Here is a 22,397-nt window from a genome sequence, read left to right as displayed (position 1 = left end):
ACATCTCTGCACAAAGCCGGTCGCAAGCCGCATGTCAGCGGAGGCCAGTGCCCCTCAATTGGCGGTGTAGACGAGTTCGCGCTCGGCACGCGGCGGCAGGAAGGCGCGCGAGAAGATCTCGTCCGGTTTCGGGGTGCGCGTCAGACCATAGCCTTCCACGACGATATCGATGGCGCGGGCCATGCGGTCATCCTTGATGTCGCCGATGCCGATTTCCTTCATTTCCGGGGAAACGATGAGGTTCGTGAAAGAATATTGCAGGCGGCGCTTCTCGATCGCCTCGTTGACGAGGTTGTCGAAATTCATCACGGCCTTCATCGCGACATTCTGGTCCTTCGCGATCTCGATCATCGCCTTGTTGGTGGCGCGGACCAGGCCGGCAACCGCCTTGGGATTTTCCTTGAGCAGCTTCTGGGAAACCATCATCCCGTTGGAATAGAGATCGAGGCCGAAATCGCTGAATGTCAGCCAGTTGAAGTCCTTGTCCGGATCCTGGCGGTTCAGCAGCAGGTTGAAATAGCCGGTGATGTTGAATACCAGGGCGCCGTCGATATCGCCCTTGATCAGCAGCGGCTCCTGCAGGTTGGGCGCCATGTTCGAGATGGCAATCTTGCTGACATCGACATTGTTCTTGCGGGCGAAAACCTGCAGCAGGCGTGTGGTCGGCGTGCCCTGCGCGCCGCCGAGCTTCTTGCCCTCGAGGTCGGACGGCTTGGTGATGCCAGCGGACTTCTTGGAGGAGATCGCGAAGGGCGGGCGGTTCCAAAGCATGTAGACCATCACCGGCGCCTCGCCCGGCTTGGCGGCGGCGTTCTGGATGATGGCATTCACATCGCCGAAGCCGGCATCATAGGCGCCGCCCATGATGCGTGTGATCGTCGCGCCGGAGCCTTCGCCCTGGTCGATCACCACATTCAGCCCCTCGGCCTTGAAGTAGCCCTTGTCGCGCGCAACAAAAAAGGCTGCGTCCGAGCCTTGCGTCTTCCAGCCGAGGGTGAAGCGAATGGTGGTCTCCTGCGCGCTGGCGGCATTGGTCAGGGCAAGGCCGGCAACGAGCAGGGCGGTAAGTGTTTTCATCATGGTCGGGGAACCTCCGGAGATGGGTTGGATCAGGCGGCGGCGAAATCATTCTTCCGGTTGGCCCAGCCGGTGACCCGGCTTTCGATCAACGAGAAGACGACGTAGAGGGCGATGCCCATCCCCGCGAGGATGAACAGCCCGGCGAAAACCATCGGGACATTGAAGTTGGACGAGGCCGTCATCATGACGTTGCCGATGCCGCGGTTCGAGGCGACGGTCTCTGAAAGAACTGTGCCGACAAAGGCATAGGTGACGGCGACCTTCAGCGACGCGAAGAAGAACGGCATCGTCCGGGGCAGGCCGACATTCCAGAGGATGTCCAGCTTGCTGGCGCCGAGCGCCTTCAGCACATCCTCCAGCTCCGGTTCGGTCGTGGCGAGCCCGGTGGCGATATTCACGACGATCGGGAAGAAGCAGATTGACAGGGCCGTCAGCACGGCAGGCACCGTTCCCGAGCCGAACCAGAGCACGAAGATCGGCACCACCGCGACCTTCGGAATGGAAGAAAAGCCGATCAGCAAGGGATAGGCTGTCTCATAGGCCGTGCGCGACACTCCGATCACCGCACCCAGCACAACACCGAGGGCCACGCCGAGGGCGAAACCGATCATGGTTGTCATGAGCGTCTGGAGAATATGCGGCCAGAGGATCGGCATCCGCTGGAACATGGTCGTGAAAACCTGGCTCGGCCGCGGCAGGATCAGGTCAGACATGCCGGAGACAAGGCATGCCACTTCCCACCCGACGAAGAACAGCGCGATGAGCCCGAAGGACCGCCTTCTCTGGCGGTTGATAATCTTCCTCATAGGGATTCTTCCGAAACTGTGGCGCCGCTGCGGGCCTCGACGATCAGGCTGCGCAGGCGCTGGTTGAGCGCCACGAAATCCGGCTCGAAGGTCATGGCAATCGTTCGCGGCCGTGCGAACGGCACGGGTGCGTCATCGACAATGCGGCCGGGCCGCGCGCTCATCACGCAGATGCGCGTACCCAGGAAGGCAGCCTCGCGCAGGTCATGTGTGACCAGCAGGACGGTTGGCTTATGGGCAAGCCACATTTTCTGCATGATCGCCCAGAGTTCCTCGCGCGTGAACTGGTCGAGCGCGCCGAACGGCTCGTCCAGCATCAGCATGCGCGGCTCATGAATCAACGCGCGGCAGAGATTGGCACGCTGAAGCATGCCTCCGGACAATTGCCACGGGAACTTGCCGGCGAAGCCCTTCAGCCCGACCTGCGCCAGCAGGTCATGGGCCTTGTCGCGAAAGGCGCCACGCTTTTCCTTCCGGAACTGCGACCGGAATGGCTCGACGATCTTGAGGGGCAGCATGATGTTCTGCTCGATCGTCAGCCAGGGCAGCATTGTCGGGTTCTGGAAGGCCATCCCGATCCGCAGAGCCCGCGCTGCCACCTCGCGCCCGCCAAGGATGACAACACCCTCCGTTGGCTGGATCAGCCCGCCGACCAGCCGCAGGATGGTCGACTTGCCACAGCCCGAGGGCCCGACCAGTGCGAGGAACTCGCCTTCATGGATGCGGAGGTTGGTTTCCGCGAGGGCGGCGACGCTGTCGCTGGCCTGCCCAAAAGTCACCGAAACCCGCGACAACTCGACAGCGGGGACAGGCCGACCAGCATGAGGATCCGTCAGGTCCTTGGCGGGCAGCACAGCAGGAGGGGCCATCGCGGCAATTATTGTCATGCCAAACTGCATGCAATCGGAATGCCAATCTGCATTCGTTCTGGAGCCTGGTTCAGCGGAAGGCTCCTGACGAAGCATGGATTGCATGCACTGCCCGGAGGAGAGTATGACGGGGCAAACAGAGGCATAGCATCGCCATGGCACCCACGAGGAACAGCAAGCCGGACAAGGCGGCCATCATCTGCCAGGCCTTGCGGCGCGCAATCATCGAACAGGCGCTGAAACCCGGTACGAAGCTGCCGGAAGATGCTCTGGGCGAGCGTTTCGGCGCCAGCCGCACCATCGCCCGCCATGCGCTCGGCCAATTGGCCGCCGAAGGGCTGGTCGAACTCCGGCGCAACCGTATTGCGGTGGTCGCCACGCCGAGCTGGCAAGAGGCGCGGGATACGTTCGACATCCGGATCGAGCTGGAGCGGCTGGTTGTCCGCCAGCTCGCAGGGCAGCTCGATGCCGGCCAGATCGCGCGGCTTCGTGCCCATGTCGATGCAGAGGATGGCGCGCGCGGCGGTCCGGATACGGTGTCGATCCGGCTCGCAACCGAGTTTCACATCCTCCTGGCGGAGATGACCGAGAGCCCGATCCTGATCCGCTATGTCAGCGAAATCTCGTATCGCTGCTGCCTGATCCTCGCCACGTTCAGCCGGCCCCATTCATCGGATTGTGCAATTTCCGAGCATCGTGCCCTGATTGATGCGCTGGAGGCCGGGCGGGTCGATGATGTCATGAACCTCATGCATCACCATCTCGAAGCCGTCGCGGACAGGGCGCTGGTGGCGCCTGCCAAGCCGAGAGGTCGGGACATCATGGATATCCTCGCACCCTATGCGGAGCCTGCTCCGGTTGCGCCGGCAGGCCAGCCGCGCGTGCGCGCCATCATGCGGTGATGTCCATCCGGACGAGGATCCGCTCGGCACTGTCATTCCAGACATCCATCTTCACGATCTGCCCGTCACGCACCACGAATCGATCAACATAGCGGTTGCCTTCAAAGGGTGTGCCGTCATGCCATTCGCCATAGAGCGTTCCGATGCTGTAGACGATTGTTTCCGCCTCGCCCGGGCAGACATCGAAACGGTCCATTCGCTTCTTCACCCAGCGATAGCGCATGGCATTGAAACTTGCCGGTTCGCGCGGGTGCGAGAATTCGCGCCCCCCGGTGAAGGTGATAAGGGTGCCCGGACGCATGAAGATCGCCGCTTTCTCCGGGTCGGGGATCATCGACGCCTCGAGATAGGCGCGGACGATCTCCGCAGGATCGGGTGGGGTCGAGGCAGCAGCGAGCGAAGTGGCGGGCATGGGGATCTCCTGTGAAACGATGCAGGGCGGCATGCAAAATGCATGCAATTCGTGCGGCTGCCTGTTTCAAACTGCATACAGATAAAGCACGCAATGACATCGATCGATAAACTCTTCCGCCATGCTTCCCTCGCGGGCCATGCCGAGCCCATGGATATCGCGGTATCCAGGGGGCAAATCATGGCTATCGAGCGCCGGATCGTCGCGGATGCCCCCGTTGTCGACTTGCAGGGATGCGCTGTCCTTCCTGGCTTTGTCGATACCCATATCCATCTCGACAAGGCCTGCCTGCTGGGGCGGTGCGCGCATATTCATGGCGGGTTGGATGTCGCGATCCGGGCTGTCAGCCAAATGAAGCGCGAGTTCACTCTCGAGGATGTCTATGCCCGTGGCGCGAACGTGCTGGAAAAGGCCATCCAGCATGGAACGACGCGCATGCGGACCCATGTCGAGGTTGACCCCCGGGCCGGCCTGCGGAGCTTCGAAGCCATCCGGGCCCTGAAGCGCGACTATGCCTGGGCGATTGATCTGTCGATTTGCGTTTTCCCCCAGGAGGGCCTCACCAACGATCCAGGAGCGGACGAGCTTCTGGTCGAGGCCCTTGAGAAGGGCGCGGACGCGCTTGGCGGATGCCCCTACACAGACAGTGACCCCGATGCGCAGATGACGCGGCTGTTCGATCTCGCCCGGCGCTTCGATGTCGATCTGGATTTCCACCTCGATTTCGATCTCGATCCGAGCTGGATGCACTTGCCAACGATCTGTCGCCTGACCGAGCGGCAGGGCTGGCAGGGGCGCGTGGCCGTTGGGCATGTGACAAAGCTCTCGATGATGCCCGAGGCCGAGCGCCAGGCTATGGCAAAACGGATGGCGGATTGCGGCGTCGCGCTCACTGTGCTGCCGGCCACGGATCTGTATCTCGCCAGCCAGAAGGGGGTAAACGCACCACCTCGGGGCCTCGCGCCAGCCCATACGCTGCTCGATCTCGGGGTGGTTTGCTCGGTGGCGACAAACAATGTGCTCAACCCTTTCACGCCCTTCGGCGATGTCTCGCTCCTCCGCATGGCGAATTTCTACGCCAATGTCGCGCAGGTGCCGCCGGCACAGTTCGGGCGCTGCATCGACATGGTGACGTCCTTGCCGGCGCAATTGATGAATCTCCCCGATTACGGGGTCGAAGTCGGCAACCCGGCGGATCTCGTCGTGCTCGATGCCCCTGACCTGACTACCGCTCTGGCCGAAATTGCGCCGGCATGGATGGGGTTCCGGCAGGGCCGGATGACCTTCGAGCGCCAGAGACCGCGCCTTTTTCGGCCGTCGTAGAGACGGGTCGCCCGGCCGCTGCCCTGTCGCAGGGAGGGTTCCCCTGCCGATGGCGTATCCCGCTCGGGCGAGGGACCGGGCCGTCATTGCATGACTGGCGCCCCCACCAGCCCATGCCATGTCTGGCACCTGTCTTTCTTTTCGAAAAGGAACGAATTTCTTGCTCTTGCCGCCCATCGCCGGGGCCCCATCTCGGGTCTAGTTGGCGTGGATTGTGCTTGGCTTCAGGGCCGACAGGGGAATTCCATGCTGAATACGCCACGTGCCCGCCGGGGGATGGTCACTTCCCCGCATCATCTCGCCTCCGAAGCCGGCCTGCGCATCCTGCGCGAGGGCGGAAACGCGATCGAGGCGACGATCGCCATGGCGGCTACATTGGCGGTGGTTTATCCGCACATGACCGCGATCGGCGGTGACGGTTTCTGGCTTGTCGCGCAGCCGGGCAAGGCGCCGGTGGCGATCGATGCCTGCGGTGGTGCTGCCGCCGCGGCCACGCCTGAACTCTATGCCGCAAATGGCTTCGATGCCGTGCCGTGGCGTGGCCCCATGGCGGCCAATACCGTGGCCGGCACGATTTCCGGCTGGGGCGAGGCCCATGCCATCTCGGGCGAATGGGGTGGCACGTTGCCGATGAGCCGGCTCGTGGAGGAGGCCGCCTGGCATGCCGAACATGGCTTTGCCGTGACGCGCAGCCAGGAGGAACTCACCGCCGCCAAAGCGCCGGAACTCCTGGCGTCACCGGGCTTTTCCAGCACGTTCATGCCGAGGGGCGCTCCGCCGCGCGAGGGCAGCCTGATGGCCTTCCCGGCGCTGGCGGCAACGTTGAAGCGCATCGGAACCGAAGGGCCGGACAGTTTCTATCGCGGCGCCCTCGCGCGCGATATTGCCGCCGATCTTGCCGCCGTGGGTGCGCCGGTTTCGGCGGAAGATCTCGCCCGCCACCGCGCCAGCCGGCGGGAGGCTCTTTCAGTGCCGGTCAAGGGGGCGTCGCTTTTCAATTTTCCGCCGCCGACTCAAGGGCTTGCCTCGCTGATGATCCTCGCTCTGTTCGACCGGCTGGGCGTGACGGAGGCCGAGGGCTTCGACCACATTCACGGCCTTGTCGAGGCGACGAAGCAGGCCTTCCTTGTGCGCGACCGCATCATCGGCGACCCCGGATCCATGGCCGAAGACCCGGCCCTCTGGCTGCAGGCGGACCGGCTCGATGCGCTGGCCGCACGCATTGACCGGCAGCGCGCTCTCGGCTGGCCGCGCCCGTCCGAGGCTGGCGATACGGTCTGGCTCGGCGCTATTGACGGGCAGGGCAATGCCGCGAGCTTCATCCAGAGCATCTATTTCGAATTCGGCTCGGGTTGCGTGATGCCGCAGACCGGCTTCGTCTGGCAGAATCGCGGCGCGAGCTTCCTGCTCAAGGGCGACGGGCCGCGCCGGATCGGTCCGGGCCGGAAACCCTTCCACACGCTGAACCCGGCCATGGCACGCCTCGATGACGGCCGGCTCATGGTCTACGGCACCATGGGAGGCGAGGGCCAGCCGCAGACACAGAGCGCCCTGTTCACGCGCTACGCGATGTTCGGCCAGGGCCTTCAGGCTGCGATCACCGCGCCGCGCTGGCTGCTCGGCAAGACCTGGGGCGAGAATTCGGTGACGCTGAAACTGGAAAGCCGGTTCGACCCGGATCTCGTCGCCCGGCTTCGCGCCGCCGGCCACGATATCGAATTGCTGGAGCCCTTCACCAGCACGATGGGCCATGCCGGAGCGATTGTCCGCCACCTGGATGGCGTGCTCGAAGGCGCGACCGATCCACGCAGCGATGGCGCAGCATCGGGGTTCTAGCCTCCGGTTGTCCTGCCTGTCTTTCGGCCTTTGGCGCGCCGTGCCGCTTTTTCAGCCATTCATGCTGCGGGAGAGGCAGTCGGGAGGTGGTTCTGCACGAACGGCAGCACAATCCCGCGCTCATTGCTCGATCCCGAGCGTTAGGGGCAGGAAGCGGGATAACAGTTCGGCCGCCTATCCCCCAAAAGCCCGGTTTTCCGCCGCCCAGCCTTGCACGCGGCCCCTTGGCTTTCGCCGCCATGGCGGGCTAGGTTTGGATATTGGGTGCGGACGCAGACGAGGGACGACCACGCATGTCCGGAAAGCATGACCACGATCATGATGATGGCCACCACCATCATGACCACCACCATCACCACGAGCATGGTTCGGAACTGACGCCGTTGGAATTGCGGGTCCGCGCACTGGAATCGCTGCTTGTCGAGAAGGGGTATGTCGATCCTTCCGCGCTCGATGCCATCGTCGAAACCTATGAAACCCGCGTCGGCCCCCGGAACGGCGCGCGGGTTGTCGCGAAAGCCTGGTCAGATCCGGATTATCGCGCGCGCCTTCTGGCGGATGGCACGGCGGCGATTGCCGAACTCGGCTATTCCGGCCGGGGCGGCGAGCATATGGTCGTGAAGGCGAACACCCCGGACGACCATCACATGATCGTCTGCACCTTGTGCTCGTGCTATCCGTGGCCGGTCCTCGGCCTGCCGCCCGTATGGTACAAATCGGCACCGTATCGCTCGCGTGCGGTGATCGATCCGCGCGGCGTGCTCTCGGATTTCGGGTTGAGCCTGCCGGAAGCCACGCGGATCCATGTCTGGGATTCCAACTCCGAACTGCGCTACATCGTGCTGCCGATGCGCCCCGAGGGCACGGACGGCTGGACCGAGGAGCAACTCGCCGGACTGGTCACGCGGGACAGCATGATCGGCACCGGCCTGCCGCTCTCGCCGGGGCTCCGCCCATGAATGGCGTGCATGATCTTGGCGGAATGGGCGGCTTCGGTCCGGTGAACCCGGAACGTGACGAGCCGGTCTTCCATGGAGACTGGGAGAAGCGTGTCCTGGCAATGAGCGTGGCTATGGGGGCGACCGGGGCCTGGAACATCGATATGTCCCGCTTCGCGCGGGAAGACCGCCCGCCCGGTGAATATCTCTCCCTGAGCTACTACGAGATCTGGCTCGCGGGGCTCGAGCGCCTTCTGGTCGAAAAAGGCCTCGCATCGCCGGAGGAAACACATTCCGGGCAGCTCTCTCAACCTGGAATGCCCCTGCCGCGCAAACTCGCGGCGAGCGATGTTGCCCCTGTCCTGCTCCGTGGCGCTCCTGCGGACAGGCCCGTCGCCGTTGCGCCCCGTTTCGCCTGCGGGGACCGGATTGTGACCAGTCTTGCCAATCCCCCGGGGCATACGCGGCTGCCGCGTTATGCACGCGGGCGGATCGGTACCATAACCGACCACCATGGCGCGCATGTCTTTCCCGATATCCGCGCCCATGGCGGCGAGGATGGCGCCATGCACATGTACACCGTCACCTTCGAGGCCAGCGATCTCTGGGGGGAAACAACCTCTGCCGCCACCGTCTCGCTGAATTGCTGGGAGAGTTATCTGGAGCTTGCGCCATGACGACCGCCAGATCGCTTACGCCTGAGGATGAGCCGGTCTTTTCCGCCCCGTGGCAGGCCCAGGCTTTCGCCATGACGCTGGCGCTTCACGAGCGTGGCGCCTTCACCTGGGACGAGTGGGCCACCCGTCTCGGCGCGACCCTTGCCAATGCCGGTCCTGCAGATGACGGCTCTCGCTACTACGAGCATTGGCTCGCCACATTGGAAACACTCGTGGCCGAAAAGGGCGTCGCATCCTGGGCGGAACTCGATGACCGTCGCGAAGCATGGGACCGCGCCGCGCGCGCAACGCCGCATGGCGAACCGATCGAGCTCGGTCGTGAGGCAAGAGACCACAGCGAGGCCTGATCCCCTTTGGACGGGCGTGCACTGACGCTTCGGCCTGGAAGGTAGCGGCTCTTCCCTTGACTGTGCCGAGCAACCCCTATCGGCACCGGTCGCGATCCATTTCAGCGCGCGTCATGCGGCAGGCAAAAGCATTCCGGAAATTTTCGATCCCCCGGAATCGGTCATGGATGAATTTCTGGAAATCGACGGGAAATAAATATTGCTCAGAATGAATGTAAAATCGCTTGTCACGGCCTGATAAAATCTGTAGGAGCGTTTATCGATATTTGCTCGGCCGGTCTTTGTTTTCTGCCGCTTCGGCGTGCTTCCGACGAACTCCTCCCTTTCGAAAATCGCACCCCGACGCACAATCGTGCGAGCGGAATTCTATTGCCAAGAAGGAGGGTTTCTCATGACCACCGGCACAGTGAAATGGTTCAATGCCACCAAGGGTTTCGGCTTCATCCAGCCGGATGATGGCAGCGCGGACGTGTTCGTCCATATTTCGGCAGTCGAACGCGCCGGCATGCATGGCCTAAACGAAGGCCAGAAGATTTCTTTCGAAACCATGCGTGACAATCGTTCGGGCAAGCTGGCGGCCGACCGCCTCGCCGCCGCCTAACGATTTCGTTCCCGCCGGCGCCCTTGGGGAGCTGGATCAGGAGCGAACGAATTTGAAGGCCGGGCACCAGCCCGGCCTTTTTGTTTCCCGCCGGCTTCGCATTGGCGCCCGGCTCACTGGACATTGGCCGGAATGCAGGCCGGTTTGCCCCTGCGGTGTTTTGACCGCACGGGCTTGATTGATGCCGCGCAGGTCGTACACTCGTCTCGCTCATGGAAATGACGATCCTTGGCAAACAGGGGCGCTTCATGGGTGGGGATGCTTCCATGGTCTTGCCTCCGTTCATCGCGGCAGAACTGCTCTCGGAAATCGATGTGCCGTCGACGCATGAGCGGCTGGCTTCGATCATTCACACCAACATCGTGCCGCGCCTGATCGAGCGGCATACCCGCCCTGCCGGGGGCGATACCGTTGCTGCGCGGAACCCCTCTGCCGGCGATATCGCAAAGCTGGCGCACCTTGTCCTGGATCCGAACATCCAGCTTTCATCGGATTTCATCCGCCATCTGGAGCAGGCAGGCCATTCGGTCGAAGACTTGTTCGTCACCTTGCTCGAGCCGGCCGCCCGTTGCCTCGGAACCATGTGGGACAATGACGAATGCAGCTTCGTCGACGTGACCTACGGTGTGGCGCGGTTGCAGCAATTGCTCGCCTTGGGCAGCCACTCCCATTCGGTTCCCGAGTTCAGCCAGAAGCGTACCGTGTTCATGGTCACGCTTGCCGATGAAAAGCATTCGCTCGGGATCACGATGGTTGAAACCTTCCTCCATGCGGGTGGATGGGCGGTTACCCCGCTCCATCGCGCGTCGGTCGAGCAGGTTGAGGCGATGGTTTCGCAAGAATGGTTCGCGGTTGCCGGCCTGACGATTGGCTCAACCAGCCAGCTTCCACAGCTGGTCTCCACAATCCGGGCGATCCGGTCGCAATCCTGCAACCCCGCCATCGGCATCATGGTCGGCGGTCCGCCCTTTGCGGGACATCCCGAAATCGTCGCTGAAGTCGGTGCTGATGCTACGGCAATCAATGCGCCGGCGGCCGTTCTCGTGGCGCAAAGGCTGTTCGACATTGGCGCCGCCCGCAACTGGCAGGCGCATTCCACCGGGGCCACCCGCCGGATGCAGCCAGCCTGATGTGACGCGCCAAGTTGGGGCCAACCTCCAGAGCGTCGCGTGCACGCGGCTTCGAAGGCTTTCCGGGCAGGGGCGAGAGCGGCGCTGGTCGCCTCGTGCAGATCAACACCGGGAGGGTGGTTCATGCCTGGGTTGAGCATCCACGCCCAAGCGTATATTCATGACGTGACGCGATTCATGAGTATATGTCCGAGCGCAGGCATGGAATGGGTGGGTACGCCAGGTGAAAAGCACAGACGTCAAAGTGCTCGAACCAACTCGGGGGGTGTTCCGGGTTCTGGGCGAAGCCTTTCCGCTGGGTATTCCTGTCGAGTTCTGGGATGGCAGCACGATCCTGCTCGGGCCGACTTTGCGCCATCCCACACTCCGTCTGCACCTGCGCGATCCCGGTTTTCTGCCAAGCCTGCTGCGCCGTCCGCGGCTCGATACGCTGCTCAAGGGCTATGCCATCGGTGCGGTTGATCTGAGCGGCGGTACCTTTATCGATCTCGCTGCCCTGCGGCCTTCGGAAAAGCCGAAGGCGGTCATCAGGCGTATGGGGCTGATGCGGTTGATCCGGGCCGCGCTGCCCCTTGCTTTCGGCAAGGGCATGCGGCCCGGCAGCGGGTTTGACGGACAGGGGCGCCCGTTGGCGCTGAACGCGGCGAAGGCGAATGCCGTCGACATTCCATTCCACTACGATCTGTCCAACGAATTCTATCAGCTCTTTCTCGATGAGCGAATGGTCTATACCTGCGCCTACTTCGCCGAATGGCACGACAATATCGAGCGGGCGCAGCTGGACAAGATCGACATGATTTGCCGCAAGCTGCGGCTCCGGCCCGGCGAGACGCTGCTCGATATCGGCTGCGGCTGGGGCGCCCTGTTGATTCACGCCGCGCGGGAATACGGCGTAAAGGGTCACGGCGTCACGCTCTCCCCGGCGCAGATCGAGGAAGGACGCCGGCGCGTCACTGCTGCCGGGCTGGACCACCTCGTCACGCTAGAACTGAAGCCTTACGAGGAGATGACCGGCAGTTTCGACAAGATTGCCTCGATCGGCATGTACGAGCATGTCGGGTTCAAGGCCCATGCGACCTATTTCAGCGCAGTCCATCGGCTGCTCAAGCCGGGGGGGCTCTATCTGCACCATGCGATTACCCGACGTGGGCGCCGGAGCGACCGTGCCTTCCACCGGATGCGGCCGGAATACAAGGCCATGACCTCCTACATCTTCCCCGGCGGTGAGGTTGATCATATCGGGCATTCGACGACGATGCTGGAAGCCCATGGCTTCGAAGTCCACGATATCGAGGGGTGGCGGCCGCATTATGCGCGCACCTGTGCCCTTTGGTGCCAGAGGCTGCATGCGCGGCGTGCCGAGGCCGAGGCGATGATCGGACCGGAGCGGACGCGGATCTGGCTGGCCTATCTCGCAGGGGTGAGCCTGGCGTTTTCCCGCGGGTCACTCAGCCTGTTCCAGACCCTGGCCTCGCGGAAGACGCGCGAAGGCGATACCCTGTCCATCAATGTGCCGCCCAGCCGGGCCGATCTCTATCGATGATGCCGGGACCATGAGCGCTCTGCGCGCGACGTACAAGTCCGCTTCGCGGCGGAGCCGCTTGACGGGTCGCCTTTCGGCCCGCATCGGGAAGGCATGAACACGCCCCCGACTATCCTCGTTTTCATCGATGCCGATGCCTGCCCGGTCAAGGACGAGGTCTACAAGGTCGCGGGCCGCCATGGCGTCAGGACATTCGTGGTCTCCAACAGCTACATGCAGCTTCCGCGTGATCCGCTCATCGAGCGGGTAGTCGTAGGCGCGGGGCTTGATGTCGCCGACGACTATATCGCCGAACGCGCCCGACGCGGCATTGTCGTGATCACGGCGGATGTTCCGCTGGCGGCGCGGTGCATCAAGGCCGGGGCGGATGTCATCGCGCCGAATGGCCGCGCCCATTCCGAGCAATCGATCAGGATGGCGCTGGCAACGCGCAACCTCATGGATGATTTGCGCTCCACCGGGCAGGTCACAGGCGGGCCGCGTCCCTTCTCGAAACAGGACCGCTCGACTTTCCTGTCCGCGCTTGATCTGGCGATCGTGCGGCTGAAGCGGGCCGGTCTGAAACCAGAGGCCTGAGCCGGGGCGCGACTGCGCGGGGGAGGGCAGTTGGCCAGGAATGGCTGGGCAAAGGCGTTGTAGCCCGGAATCGCCGTGATCGTTCGATCAGCAACGAGTTCACACTTGAATATATATAAAAACATGAATATGTATGTGACATCGACTGACCCCAAGGAGATTTCCATGCAGGTTGAAAACGCAGTCATGGCCTTTGCCGGCCTCATGATCATGGCTTCCGTCGCGCTGGCCCATTTCGTCTCGCCCTGGTTCTTGCTGTTGACCGTCTTTGTCGGCGCGAACCTGTTCCAGACGGCCTTTACCGGCTTCTGCCCGGCGGCGATCATCCTGAAGAAGCTTGGCTTGAAGGCCGGCAGCGTCTTCCGCTGAACAAGGATCAGGAGCACATGCCGGTCGGTCCTTTTCTCCTCCGTGTTTTGCTGTTCTGCCTCGCCGCGGCTCCCGCCATGGCGGCCGAGCTGGAACTGGCGCCTCAGCGCATCATCGAAACGAAAGCGGTGGTCGGGCGGATCGAGGCGCGGGACGTCATTCCGGCGCGCCCGCGCATCGGCGGAACTTTGGTGCTCCTGTCCGTCTCGGAAGGGGATCGCATTGTCGAGGGGCAATCCATCGCAACCGTGATCGATGACAAGCTGGCGCTGCAATTGCGCGCGGCCGAGGCTCGGATCCGCGCGCTTGCCTCCGAACAGGCCAATGTGCAGGCCGAATACGAGCGTGCCCGAACGTTGCTCGAGCGTGGCGCGGGCACGCAGCAGCGGGTCGATTCCCTGCGCACGCAGCAGGACATCATCCGGAACCAGATCACTGCGGCAGAGGCCGACAAGGCCGTCATCGTCCAGCAGGCCTCGGAGGGTGAGGTGCTCGCGCCTGTAGCCGGACGGGTGCTGAAAGTGCCCGTGACGCGCGGCGCCGTGGTGATGCCCGGCGAACAGGTGGCCCTGATCGCCGGCGGCGGCTTTTTCCTGCGGCTCGCCTTGCCTGAACGCCATGCCGCGCAATTGCGCCTTGGCGCTGCCGTGCCGATCACCCTCGAAGGCGGTTCCCGCACCGAGGGCAAGCTGGTCAAGATTTTCCCGCAGATCGAGAATGGCCGTGTGATCGCGGATGTGGAACTCGCAAGCATCGGGGACTTCTTTGTCGGCGCGCGCGTTCTGGCGGATGTGCCCGTCGGCGAGCGCATGGCGCTTCTGGTGCCCAGGGCCGCTGTGAATACCCGCTCTGGCCTTGACTTCATTTCTGTGAAGGGCCCGAACGGCCTGCGGCAGGTGCTGGTGGTTCTCGGGCAGGAAATCCCCGGCAGCCGCGTTGAGGTTCTGACAGGCCTGGAGGCCGGTGACCGGGTGGTGACGCCGTGACGCCCGCTTCTCCCGGCCTTGCAGGCTTTCTCACCCGCGCGTTCATCGCATCGCCGCTCACGCCACTTTTCCTGGTGGCGGCCCTGGCGCTGGGGCTCGTGGCATTGGGCGCTCTCCCGCGCGAGGAAGAGCCGCAGATCTCGGTGCCGATGGTGGATATCCATCTGCGCGCAGAAGGGCTTTCCGCAGAAGATGCCGTGAAGCTCGTGACGGAGCCGCTCGAAACCATCGTCAAGTCGATCGCCGGCGTGGAGCATGTCTACAGCCAGACCCGCGACAATGGCGCAATGGTCACGGCCCGCTTTCTCGTCGGAACGCCGTCGGATGCCGCGATCCTGCGGGTTCACGAAAAGATCCGCGCCAATATGGACCGGATTCCCGTTGGCATTCCCGAGCCATTGGTTGTCGGGCGGGGTATCGATGATGTGGCGATCGTGGTCCTCACGCTCACGCCGAAGCCCGAGGCCGCGCATCGCTGGACGCCGAATGACCTCTCGCGAGTGATGCGCGAGGTACGCGTGGAGATTGCCCGCGTCGAGAATGTCGGGCTCACCTATCTCGTGGGCGAACAGCCCGAGGAAATCCGCATCGCACCAGATCCGGAGCGGCTGGCGAAAGCAGGCCTGACCCTTCAGGCGCTGGCGGCAAAGATCGAAGGCGCGAACCGCGCCTTTCCCGCCGGGCAAATCCGCGACAAGGGCCAGCAGATCGCGCTGATGGCCGGGCAGACCCTCGCTTCGATCGAGGAGATCGGCAACCTCACCATCACGACCCGCGATGGCCGCCCGGTCTATCTGCGCGATGTCGCCGACGTTTCGCTCGCCACCGATACCAAGGAAGCGCGTGTAGCCCATCTCGCCCGGAAGGCCGATGGCAGCTTCGAGCGCGCGCCAGCCGTTTCGCTCGCCATTGCAAAGCGCGCGGGCGCCAATGCGGTGACGATCGCACATGCGGTGATTGCGTCCGCCGAAAAGCTGAAAGGCAATGTCATTCCGGCGGATCTTTCGCTCCATATCACGCGTGATTATGGCGAAACGGCCAAGGAGAAGGCCGATGAACTGCTCTTCCATCTCGGGCTCGCAACGCTCTCCATCGTTGCGCTCGTCTGGTTCGCCATCGGCCGGCGCGAGGCGATGGTCGTGGCGATCGTCATCCCGGTCACGATCCTGCTGACGCTCTTCGCTGCCTGGATCATGGGCTACACGCTGAACCGGGTGAGCCTGTTCGCGCTCATCTTCTCCATCGGCATCCTCGTTGATGACGCGATTGTCGTGATCGAGAATATCGCGCGCCACTGGGCGATGGGTGATGGCCGCTCCCGCGCGGAAGCGGCGGTGGATGCCGTGGCCGAGGTGGGCAATCCCACGATTGTCGCCACGCTGACCGTGGTTGCAGCGCTGCTGCCTATGCTCTTCGTGTCCGGGCTGATGGGCCCCTATATGAGCCCGATCCCTGCCAATGCCTCGGCGGCGATGATCTTCTCGTTCTTTGTCGCAGTGATGGTCACGCCATGGCTGATGATGAAGCTTGGCGCTTCCCATCATGCGCCCGCTGGCGAGGGCCATGCGGAGGGCGGCCGGCTGGGCGCGCTGTACACCGCAATGGCCACACCCATCCTGGCGACGAAACGCAAGGCGTGGATTTTCCTGCTGATGGTTGGTGTCGCGACCCTCGGTTCGCTGGCCTTGTTCTACACCCAGCATGTGACCGTGAAACTGCTGCCCTTCGACGACAAGCCCGAACTCGCCGTGCAGCTTGATCTGCCCCGCGGCGCCTCGGTGGAGGAGACGGACCGCGTTCTCCAGCGGATTGCCGAGGCCATCCGGCCGGTTGCCGAGGTGGAGAGCCTGCAAAGCCATGCCGGCACTGCCGCGCCCTTCAATTTCAACGGCCTCGTGCGCCATGCCTACCTGCGCACCGAGCCGCAGATGGGCGACCTTCAGGTGAACCTGAAGGCAAAATCCGCTCGCACCCGGGCTAGCCATGCCATTGCGCTTGAGCTGCGCCAGCGTCTTGCGCAGGCCGGCCTGCCGGATGGCGCGCGGGTCAAGGTGGTTGAACCCCCGCCCGGACCGCCGGTGCTCGCCACCCTGCTTGCCGAGATCTACGGCCCCGATCCCGAAACGCGCCGCGCCGTGGCCACCAAGCTGCGCGATATCTTCCGGAGCGTGCCCTTCATTGTCGATATCGATGACAGCTTCGGCATCCGCGCCGAGCAGAAGCGCCTTGCCATCGCGGAGGATCAGCTCGAATTCTTCAAGGTCGAGCAACGCGACATCTACGAAACCATCCGCCTGTATTTCGGCGGTCAGGTCGTGGGGTATTCCCATCGCGGGCAGGGCAGGCAGCCCATTCCGATCCGGCTCGGGTTATCGAAGGGAAGCATGGTGCTGGATGAGCGCGCGCTCGCCATTCCCGTGCCGGCGAACCTCCTGCCCGGTGATCGCTCGACCGTGGAACTCGGCGATGTCACGCGCATCGTGAGCGAGAAGGCCTCCTTCCCGATCTTCCGGCGCAATGGCCGCCCGGCCGAGATGGTAACAGCGGAACTCGCCGGCGCGTTCGAGGCCCCGCTCTATGGCATGCTTGCCGTGCAGCGGGCGATGGACAAGGCCGATTGGGGCACCCTGCCGAAACCGGTAATCCGCCTCAACGGCCAGCCGGATGACCTGTCGAAGACCACGCTCCTCTGGGAAGGCGAGTGGGAGGTCACCTGGGTGACGTTCCGCGACATGGGCGCGGCCTTCGCCGTGGCCTTGCTGGGCATCTATATTCTCGTGGTTGCCCAGTTCGGCTCCTTCAAGGTTCCGCTGGTGATCCTCACGCCGATCCCGCTGACCTTCATCGGCATTCTCTTTGGGCACTGGGCTTTCGGCGCACCGTTCTCGGCCACCTCGATGATCGGCTTCATCGCCCTGGCCGGGATTATCGTCCGGAACTCCATCCTGCTGGTGGATTTCATCCGCCACGCAAGACGTCCCGATACTCTGCTGGTGAAAACGCTGATCGAGGCCGGTGCAATCCGTTTCAAGCCGATCCTGCTTACCGCTCTGGCGGCGATGATCGGGGCGATCACCATCCTGACAGACCCGATCTTCCAGGGCCTTGCGATCTCGCTGCTCTTCGGGCTCGCCTCGTCGACCCTGCTGACGGTGCTGGTCATCCCCGCGATCTATCTCGTGCTGCGAGGCCCGAAAGCGGCCTGAGGGGAGCTTTCCACTCAAGGCGGTACAACCGGGCTGACCATGACGGGAGAACAAGACCGGCATGGTCCGCGTCCAAGTTCAAGAGTGGAGGGTGGCCTTTAGCTGAAGGGAAGACCCGCATACGGTGAGTTTGCCGCGATCTGCCATCGAGCGTAGCACACGATAGAGCGCTTCATGCGACAGCCCCATTTCTGACGCCCAGCTCTTTTTCGACTGGGACAGGATCAGCTCTCCGTGGATTCCCTCGGTCTCGATGAAATGGATGATCCGATCTTCGGCGGAACGGAGGGACAGGCGTTCGGCATGGGCGCGAACCCTCCGCAATTCCCGACCAAGATGCCGGATCCAGACAGTCTGAACCTCGGGCCGGGTGATCGCGGTGCGGAACAGGCCAATCGGTACTGCCTGAACGCGGGTGGTCATCGCAGCAACGCCGTCGCAATGATAGGCTTTCTGGTCATGGCTCGCTTCAGCCAGAAATCCGGACCGCGTGCGCTGGTAGACAATCTCGCTGCCCATGGACGATGTGCGGACAAGGCGTGCCTCGCCCGATTGCACCCAGAACATGAAACGCGGCGCGTCCCCGCGTGAAAAGAGCCGCTCGCCCTTGGCAAAGATCCGCTCAATGCCGTTCATCGTCGAGGTCTCGAGAATGGTGGTGAGCAGGCTGGCGGATTCCACGGACACTCCTATCCAATATGATCGGGATCATACTGACGAGCGGCGATCCTGGCTATTGACATGTGGCTTCATGGAGACTTGCCAATATGCGTCTGGGTTACGCTCTCGTCCTGTCCGGCCTTCTGATCGCGGGACCGACCGCCGGTCAGCCCGCTCATTCCGGCGCAAGCACCCACGGTCCGCCGGGCAAGGCAGCCGAGCCGATGGGCAGCTTTCAGGTCCGGGCCTATGGTGCGTTCCGACTCTTCATGCAGAAGCAGGACTATTCCCCCAAGGTCAGCCTCGGCGAGGCCAAGGCCATGGGCCTGACGGATGGCGTCGGCGCGGTTTCCGGGCTTCGTGGCGAGATCAGCCTTATCGATGGTCTCGCCATTGTGTCCTATGGCGGCGGCTGCAAGGGGCAATGCCCGCTACCCCATCTCGAGACGGCTGCCCTTCTTGGTACGGGGCAGGTCAGGAACTGGCACGCCCCGATCCGCTTCCCGGAGCGGATGGCCGGAAAATCGCTGGAGGAGTTCATCAGCACCCAAGCCAGGGCGAAGGGCATCGACCTGGACAAGCCCTTCCCGTTGCGCCTGAAGGGTATGCTTGTTGACGTTGCCATGCACGTGATCGAGGCGCCGAATGATGGCTTCACAGGGCATGGTTCGAAGGTCCACATGGCCAGGCAGGATGAGTTCAGCCATGCGCAGATTGCGGGTGATGTCGTCGGGATTTATGCGCCCTCGACGATGCATGGTGTTCTGACCCACCCCGGTGAATTGTTCCATTTCCATTGGATCGACGTGGCCCGCACCCGGACAGCCCATCTCGATGCCTTTGGCATGGAAAAGGGTGCAGAACTGCTCTTGCCCAAGGACTGACCTGTCCAATCCTCAACCGGGGCCGACCTCTCAGGGCACCCTGTTCGCGCAATGTCGACTGCTCCGCACAGGACTACGACCCTGACGACTGCCTGTTCGGATGGATCATCCGTGACCGGTTTCGTCGTCAGCTGCGTCCGACGCAATGGACTGTTGCGGAGCTGGTTTGGCACATTCCGGGCAGCACCAGCAGTAAATGCCCGGCTTTCAGCCAAGCCAGCCCTTGATGGAGGCGGTGATGGCCTCGGTGGAGATGCCATAGCGGTCATGCAGGGTCGGCAGCGCCCCCGCTCCGAGGAATTCGTCCGGCAGGGCGATATGGCGGAAGGTCGGGTGGATGCCCGACAGCATCAGGTCCCGCGCGATCGCTTCGCCGAGACCGCCGATCTCCGTATGGTTCTCGGCCACGACCACAAGGCGGCCGGACTTCGCGGCTTCGCGGCGGATTGTCTCGACATCCAGCGGCTTGATGGTCGGGCAATGCAGCACACCGAGGCTGATATTGTCGCTGTCGAGCAGCTTTGCGGCTTCCAGCGCCCGCATCGTGAGAATGCCGGAGGAAATCACAAGGACATCACGCCCTTCACGGATGACCTTGGCCTTGCCCAGTTCGAAGCGGTAATCGTACGCGTCCAGCACCAGCGGCACGTTCCCCCGCAGCAGGCGCATATAGGCCGGGCCCTTGTGGGCGGCGATGGCGGCGGTTGCCTGCTCGGTATCCAGGGCATCGCAGGGATCGACCACCACCATGTTCGGCATGGCCCGGAACAGGGCGAGGTCTTCGGCGGCCTGGTGGCTCGGTCCATAGCCGGAAGTGAGCCCGGGCAAGGCCGCGACGATCTTCACGTCGCGGTCTTCCTCGGCGATGGTCTGGTGGATGAAGTCATAGGCGCGGCGCGAGGCAAACACGGCATAGGTGGTCGCAAACGGCGTGAACCCTTCCGAGGCCAGCCCGCCGGCGGCACCGAAGAGCAGCTGTTCCGCCATGCCCATCTGGTAGAACCGGTCCGGATAGGCCTTCGCGAAAATATGCAGGTCCGTGTATTTGCCGAGATCGGCCGTCATCCCCACGATATCAGGGCGGGCTCCGGCGAGTTCGACCAGCGCATGCCCGAACGGGGCCGGCTTGGTGGCCTGGCCTTCGGCGGCAATCGAGGCGATCATTGCCGAGGTGGTCAGGCGCGGCTTGCCGGGTGCCGGGGGCGTGAATTTCGGTTTCATGCCGTCCTCCCGGCGTCCAGCGCCTGCAGGGCAAGTTGCCATTCATGGGGATCGACGCGGATGAAGTGGCTCTTGTCGCGCGTTTCGAGGAAGGGTACGCCCTTGCCCATCAGCGTATCTGCGATGATCATGCGGGGCTGCGGACCCTGATGGGCTTTCGCCGCGTCGAAGGCCGCCACCACCGCACCGAGATCATTCCCGTCAATCCGCTGGGTGAACCAGCCGAACGCCTCGAGCTTTTCCATGAGGGGCTCGAAACCCATCATCTGTGTCGAGGGACCGTCGGCCTGCATGTTGTTGATGTCGACAATCGCGATCAGGTTATCGAGCCTGTGATGGGCTGCCGACAGGATGGCCTCCCAGACCGAGCCCTCATCCAGTTCGCCATCCGAGAACAGGGTATAGACAAAGCTTGACGAGCCCTTGCGCTTAAGGCCCAGGCATTTCCCGACCGCTATGGACAGGCCGATGCCGAGCGAGCCGCCGGACATTTCCATGCCCGGTGTATATTGCGCCATGCCGCTCATTGGCAGGCGGCTGTCATCCGAGCCGTAGGTTTCCAGTTCGCTCTCGGGGATGATTCCGGCCTCGATCAATGCAGCGTAGAGCGCGATTGCATAATGGCCGTTGGACAGCAGGAAGCGGTCGCGCCCTTCCCATTCCGGTTCCTCCGGCCGATAGCGCATCGCATGAAAATAGGCGACGGCGAGCACATCCGCGATGTCCAGTGCCTGCGCGATATAGCCCTGACCCTGTACCTCGCCCATCAGCACCGCGTTGCGGCGGATGTGATAGGCCCGGTCGGCCAGCGACTTGTTGGGCAGCTCAGCCATGGATCACCTTGTCTGGGTTGGCATCGATGACCGTGCCGGTGACGGCGACGGAATGTCCATCAAGGTGCATGGTGCGTTTCCCTTGCCGATCCCGCTTCTGGCGCAGGATATCCTTGCCAGTCAGGAAACCGCGATTGGCCCGTCTTTACAAACGGTGATTTTTCATTTTGACATGAAAATCATTCAAGTATCTAGCGGAAGCTTCAGGAATTCTCTTCAAATATTAGGCCGGAAACGCCTGCTTTCCAATGGCTCTTCGGCATTCGGCCCAACACGTGAGCAGGGATCAATCGTGATGCTCAGCAGGATTTCACTTCCGGCCCTTCGCATCTTCGAGGCCGTTGCCCGTCGGGGATCCCACAAGGCCGCTGCGGCCGAGTTGAACCTGTCCCAGAGCGCCATTTCCCATGCGATCAAGTCTCTCGAACAGTCGATGAATGTCCAGCTTCTGGAAAAGGCGGGACGAAACGTTCGACTGACAGTGAGCGGCGAAGTCTTCATGCGCCACGTCATCGCGGCTTTCGACGAACTCAGGCGCGGGTTCGACATGGTCGCCACGCGACAGGGCAAGCGGGTCCTGCGCCTTCACTCGGCCCCGTCCATTGCCTATGCCTGGCTTGCGCCGCGGCTGCCGCAATTTCTGGCGGCGCATCCGGGCATCGAGGTCCGGTTGTCGGCCGGCGCCGATTATTCCCGCTTCACGACAGATGATTTCGATGCCGATATCGTCTACGGCCCGGTTCACGCGCCGGGCGTGGTCGCCATTCCGCTGGTGAGCGAGACTGTCACGCCGCTTTGTTCACCGGAAATCGCCAGCCGGATCAACGCGCCCCGTGATCTGCTGGAATGCAACCTCATCCTGAGTGACAACAAGCAGGTCCGTTGGCCGCATTGGTTTGATGCCAATGGCCTGAACCCGGCGCTGAATCACACGCTCCGGTTTGACAGGAGTTTCCTCGCGCTCGCCGTGGCCGCCGACGGGCTCGGCGTGGCCCTTGAATCGACCTTGCTGGCCAGCAGGGAACTGGCGAGCGGCCGCCTCGTCGCGCCTTTGGCCGGAAAATCCGTCGACATCACCTATGTCGGTCACACGCTCGTCTATCCACGCGAGACGCGGCAGGGCAGCCTGCTCAAGATCTTTTCGGGCTGGCTGGCAACCGAACTGGCGCTGCCCGGCTAGGGAGCACGGCGCCCGGCA

General features: G+C 63.2%; 22 protein-coding genes. 15 read left to right on the top strand and 7 right to left on the bottom strand.

What is annotated here, in order from left to right:
• Nucleotides 1-54: 54 nt before the first annotated feature.
• The 3 genes from P0652_RS15655 to P0652_RS15645 are packed head-to-tail and all read right to left on the bottom strand — an operon-like array spanning nucleotide 55 to nucleotide 2,755.
• Nucleotides 55-1,080 (bottom strand): ABC transporter substrate-binding protein, encoded by a 1,026-nt coding sequence (locus tag P0652_RS15655; protein WP_284179795.1) that lies wholly within the window; start codon nucleotides 1,078-1,080, stop codon nucleotides 55-57.
• A 29-nt stretch (nucleotides 1,081-1,109) separates the two neighbouring features.
• A complete protein-coding gene (locus P0652_RS15650; protein ID WP_284179794.1) occupies nucleotides 1,110-1,886 on the bottom strand; it encodes an ABC transporter permease in 777 nt (258 codons plus the stop codon).
• A complete protein-coding gene (locus tag P0652_RS15645) occupies nucleotides 1,883-2,755 on the bottom strand; it encodes an ABC transporter ATP-binding protein (protein WP_284179793.1) in 873 nt (290 codons plus the stop codon). Before P0652_RS15645 ends, P0652_RS15650 begins: the two co-directional genes overlap by 4 nt.
• A 155-nt stretch (nucleotides 2,756-2,910) precedes the next feature.
• On the opposite strand from P0652_RS15645, the gene P0652_RS15640 reads away from it, so the two are divergent.
• The gene (locus P0652_RS15640; protein ID WP_284179792.1) at nucleotides 2,911-3,657 is read left to right on the top strand and encodes a GntR family transcriptional regulator; all 747 of its coding nucleotides are present in this window, start codon (nucleotides 2,911-2,913) and stop codon (nucleotides 3,655-3,657) included.
• Here P0652_RS15640 and P0652_RS15635 read toward each other — a convergent pair.
• Nucleotides 3,647-4,069: a nuclear transport factor 2 family protein gene (locus P0652_RS15635; protein ID WP_284179791.1), complete on the bottom strand. Its 423-nt coding sequence runs from the start codon at nucleotides 4,067-4,069 to the stop codon at nucleotides 3,647-3,649. The two genes, P0652_RS15640 and P0652_RS15635, sit on opposite strands and share 11 nt — an antisense overlap.
• A 93-nt stretch (nucleotides 4,070-4,162) precedes the next feature.
• Between P0652_RS15635 and P0652_RS15630 the strand changes: the two genes are divergently transcribed.
• The 12 genes from P0652_RS15630 (at nucleotide 4,163) to P0652_RS15575 (ending at nucleotide 17,601) form a co-directional block, all read left to right on the top strand.
• Nucleotides 4,163-5,392, top strand: coding sequence for an amidohydrolase family protein (locus P0652_RS15630; protein ID WP_284179790.1), 1,230 nt, complete (start codon nucleotides 4,163-4,165; stop codon nucleotides 5,390-5,392).
• Nucleotides 5,393-5,638: 246 nt separating this feature from the next.
• A complete protein-coding gene (locus P0652_RS15625; RefSeq protein ID WP_284179789.1) occupies nucleotides 5,639-7,228 on the top strand; it encodes a gamma-glutamyltransferase family protein in 1,590 nt (529 codons plus the stop codon).
• 293 nt (nucleotides 7,229-7,521) lie between these two features.
• Nucleotides 7,522-8,187 (top strand): nitrile hydratase subunit alpha, encoded by a 666-nt coding sequence (gene nthA / locus P0652_RS15620; RefSeq protein ID WP_284179788.1) that lies wholly within the window; start codon nucleotides 7,522-7,524, stop codon nucleotides 8,185-8,187.
• Nucleotides 8,184-8,843 carry a nitrile hydratase subunit beta gene (gene nthB / locus P0652_RS15615; protein WP_284179787.1) on the top strand — a complete coding sequence of 220 codons (660 nt, stop codon included), beginning with the start codon at nucleotides 8,184-8,186 and terminating at the stop codon, nucleotides 8,841-8,843. Before nthA ends, nthB begins: the two co-directional genes overlap by 4 nt.
• Entirely contained in the window at nucleotides 8,840-9,190 is a 351-nt protein-coding gene (locus P0652_RS15610; protein ID WP_284179786.1) for a nitrile hydratase accessory protein, read from the top strand. The genes nthB and P0652_RS15610 overlap by 4 nt, the downstream gene beginning before the upstream one ends.
• Before the next feature lie 391 nt (nucleotides 9,191-9,581).
• The gene (locus tag P0652_RS15605; protein ID WP_284179785.1) at nucleotides 9,582-9,791 is read left to right on the top strand and encodes a cold-shock protein; all 210 of its coding nucleotides are present in this window, start codon (nucleotides 9,582-9,584) and stop codon (nucleotides 9,789-9,791) included.
• Nucleotides 9,792-10,057: 266 nt separating this feature from the next.
• Nucleotides 10,058-10,921, top strand: coding sequence for a cobalamin B12-binding domain-containing protein (locus tag P0652_RS15600; protein ID WP_284179784.1), 864 nt, complete (start codon nucleotides 10,058-10,060; stop codon nucleotides 10,919-10,921).
• A 244-nt stretch (nucleotides 10,922-11,165) separates the two neighbouring features.
• The gene (locus P0652_RS15595) at nucleotides 11,166-12,464 is read left to right on the top strand and encodes an SAM-dependent methyltransferase (protein ID WP_284179783.1); all 1,299 of its coding nucleotides are present in this window, start codon (nucleotides 11,166-11,168) and stop codon (nucleotides 12,462-12,464) included.
• A gap of 93 nt (nucleotides 12,465-12,557) precedes the next feature.
• Nucleotides 12,558-13,040 carry a YaiI/YqxD family protein gene (locus P0652_RS15590; protein WP_284179782.1) on the top strand — a complete coding sequence of 161 codons (483 nt, stop codon included), beginning with the start codon at nucleotides 12,558-12,560 and terminating at the stop codon, nucleotides 13,038-13,040.
• Nucleotides 13,041-13,205: 165 nt separating this feature from the next.
• Nucleotides 13,206-13,409, top strand: coding sequence for a YgaP family membrane protein (locus P0652_RS15585; protein WP_284179781.1), 204 nt, complete (start codon nucleotides 13,206-13,208; stop codon nucleotides 13,407-13,409).
• A gap of 17 nt (nucleotides 13,410-13,426) precedes the next feature.
• Nucleotides 13,427-14,395, top strand: coding sequence for an efflux RND transporter periplasmic adaptor subunit (locus tag P0652_RS15580; RefSeq protein ID WP_284179780.1), 969 nt, complete (start codon nucleotides 13,427-13,429; stop codon nucleotides 14,393-14,395).
• Nucleotides 14,392-17,601, top strand: a complete 3,210-nt coding sequence (locus P0652_RS15575; RefSeq protein WP_284179779.1) for an efflux RND transporter permease subunit — start codon at nucleotides 14,392-14,394, stop codon at nucleotides 17,599-17,601. The genes P0652_RS15580 and P0652_RS15575 overlap by 4 nt, the downstream gene beginning before the upstream one ends.
• A 78-nt stretch (nucleotides 17,602-17,679) precedes the next feature.
• Here P0652_RS15575 and P0652_RS15570 read toward each other — a convergent pair whose 3' ends face one another.
• Nucleotides 17,680-18,282, bottom strand: a complete 603-nt coding sequence (locus tag P0652_RS15570; protein WP_284179778.1) for a Crp/Fnr family transcriptional regulator — start codon at nucleotides 18,280-18,282, stop codon at nucleotides 17,680-17,682.
• Between the two features lie 86 nt (nucleotides 18,283-18,368).
• Between P0652_RS15570 and P0652_RS15565 the strand changes: the two genes are divergently transcribed.
• A complete protein-coding gene (locus tag P0652_RS15565) occupies nucleotides 18,369-19,145 on the top strand; it encodes an acetolactate decarboxylase (protein ID WP_284179777.1) in 777 nt (258 codons plus the stop codon).
• Nucleotides 19,146-19,352: 207 nt separating this feature from the next.
• Here P0652_RS15565 and P0652_RS15560 read toward each other — a convergent pair whose 3' ends face one another.
• Together P0652_RS15560 and P0652_RS15555 are read right to left on the bottom strand one after the other, a co-directional pair.
• Entirely contained in the window at nucleotides 19,353-20,366 is a 1,014-nt protein-coding gene (locus tag P0652_RS15560; protein ID WP_284179776.1) for a transketolase family protein, read from the bottom strand.
• Entirely contained in the window at nucleotides 20,363-21,199 is an 837-nt protein-coding gene (locus P0652_RS15555; RefSeq protein ID WP_284179775.1) for a transketolase, read from the bottom strand. Before P0652_RS15555 ends, P0652_RS15560 begins: the two co-directional genes overlap by 4 nt.
• Nucleotides 21,200-21,494: 295 nt before the next feature.
• On the opposite strand from P0652_RS15555, the gene P0652_RS15550 reads away from it, so the two are divergent.
• On the top strand, nucleotides 21,495-22,379 hold the full coding sequence (locus P0652_RS15550; protein ID WP_284179774.1) for a LysR substrate-binding domain-containing protein: 885 nt from the start codon (nucleotides 21,495-21,497) through the stop codon (nucleotides 22,377-22,379).
• Nucleotides 22,380-22,397: the final 18 nt, after the last annotated feature.

The organism is Rhabdaerophilum sp. SD176 (assembly GCF_030143245.1).
Classification (GTDB): Bacteria; Pseudomonadota; Alphaproteobacteria; order Rhizobiales; family Beijerinckiaceae; genus Rhabdaerophilum.
Note: the sequence above shows the minus strand (reverse complement) of the source record. Positions and strands in the feature narration are given on the sequence as shown.

Bases quoted from the DNA above. Each gene is read 5' to 3' on its own strand.
- P0652_RS15610 (WP_284179786.1), top strand. From the start codon at position 8,840: ATGACGACCGCCAGATCGCTTACGCCTGAGGATGAGCCGGTCTTTTCC.
- P0652_RS15550 (WP_284179774.1), top strand. From the start codon at position 21,495: ATGCTCAGCAGGATTTCACTTCCGGCCCTTCGCATCTTCGAGGCCGTT.
- P0652_RS15655 (WP_284179795.1), bottom strand. From the start codon at position 1,080: ATGATGAAAACACTTACCGCCCTGCTCGTTGCCGGCCTTGCCCTGACC.
- P0652_RS15560 (WP_284179776.1), bottom strand. From the start codon at position 20,366: ATGAAACCGAAATTCACGCCCCCGGCACCCGGCAAGCCGCGCCTGACC.
- P0652_RS15580 (WP_284179780.1), top strand. From the start codon at position 13,427: ATGCCGGTCGGTCCTTTTCTCCTCCGTGTTTTGCTGTTCTGCCTCGCC.
- nthA (WP_284179788.1), top strand. From the start codon at position 7,522: ATGTCCGGAAAGCATGACCACGATCATGATGATGGCCACCACCATCAT.
- P0652_RS15585 (WP_284179781.1), top strand. From the start codon at position 13,206: ATGCAGGTTGAAAACGCAGTCATGGCCTTTGCCGGCCTCATGATCATG.
- P0652_RS15555 (WP_284179775.1), bottom strand. From the start codon at position 21,199: ATGGCTGAGCTGCCCAACAAGTCGCTGGCCGACCGGGCCTATCACATC.
- P0652_RS15565 (WP_284179777.1), top strand. From the start codon at position 18,369: ATGCGTCTGGGTTACGCTCTCGTCCTGTCCGGCCTTCTGATCGCGGGA.
- nthB (WP_284179787.1), top strand. From the start codon at position 8,184: ATGAATGGCGTGCATGATCTTGGCGGAATGGGCGGCTTCGGTCCGGTG.
- P0652_RS15625 (WP_284179789.1), top strand. From the start codon at position 5,639: ATGCTGAATACGCCACGTGCCCGCCGGGGGATGGTCACTTCCCCGCAT.
- P0652_RS15640 (WP_284179792.1), top strand. From the start codon at position 2,911: ATGGCACCCACGAGGAACAGCAAGCCGGACAAGGCGGCCATCATCTGC.
- P0652_RS15590 (WP_284179782.1), top strand. From the start codon at position 12,558: ATGAACACGCCCCCGACTATCCTCGTTTTCATCGATGCCGATGCCTGC.
- P0652_RS15635 (WP_284179791.1), bottom strand. From the start codon at position 4,069: ATGCCCGCCACTTCGCTCGCTGCTGCCTCGACCCCACCCGATCCTGCG.
- P0652_RS15650 (WP_284179794.1), bottom strand. From the start codon at position 1,886: ATGAGGAAGATTATCAACCGCCAGAGAAGGCGGTCCTTCGGGCTCATC.
- P0652_RS15645 (WP_284179793.1), bottom strand. From the start codon at position 2,755: ATGGCCCCTCCTGCTGTGCTGCCCGCCAAGGACCTGACGGATCCTCAT.
- P0652_RS15605 (WP_284179785.1), top strand. From the start codon at position 9,582: ATGACCACCGGCACAGTGAAATGGTTCAATGCCACCAAGGGTTTCGGC.
- P0652_RS15630 (WP_284179790.1), top strand. From the start codon at position 4,163: ATGACATCGATCGATAAACTCTTCCGCCATGCTTCCCTCGCGGGCCAT.
- P0652_RS15600 (WP_284179784.1), top strand. From the start codon at position 10,058: ATGGTCTTGCCTCCGTTCATCGCGGCAGAACTGCTCTCGGAAATCGAT.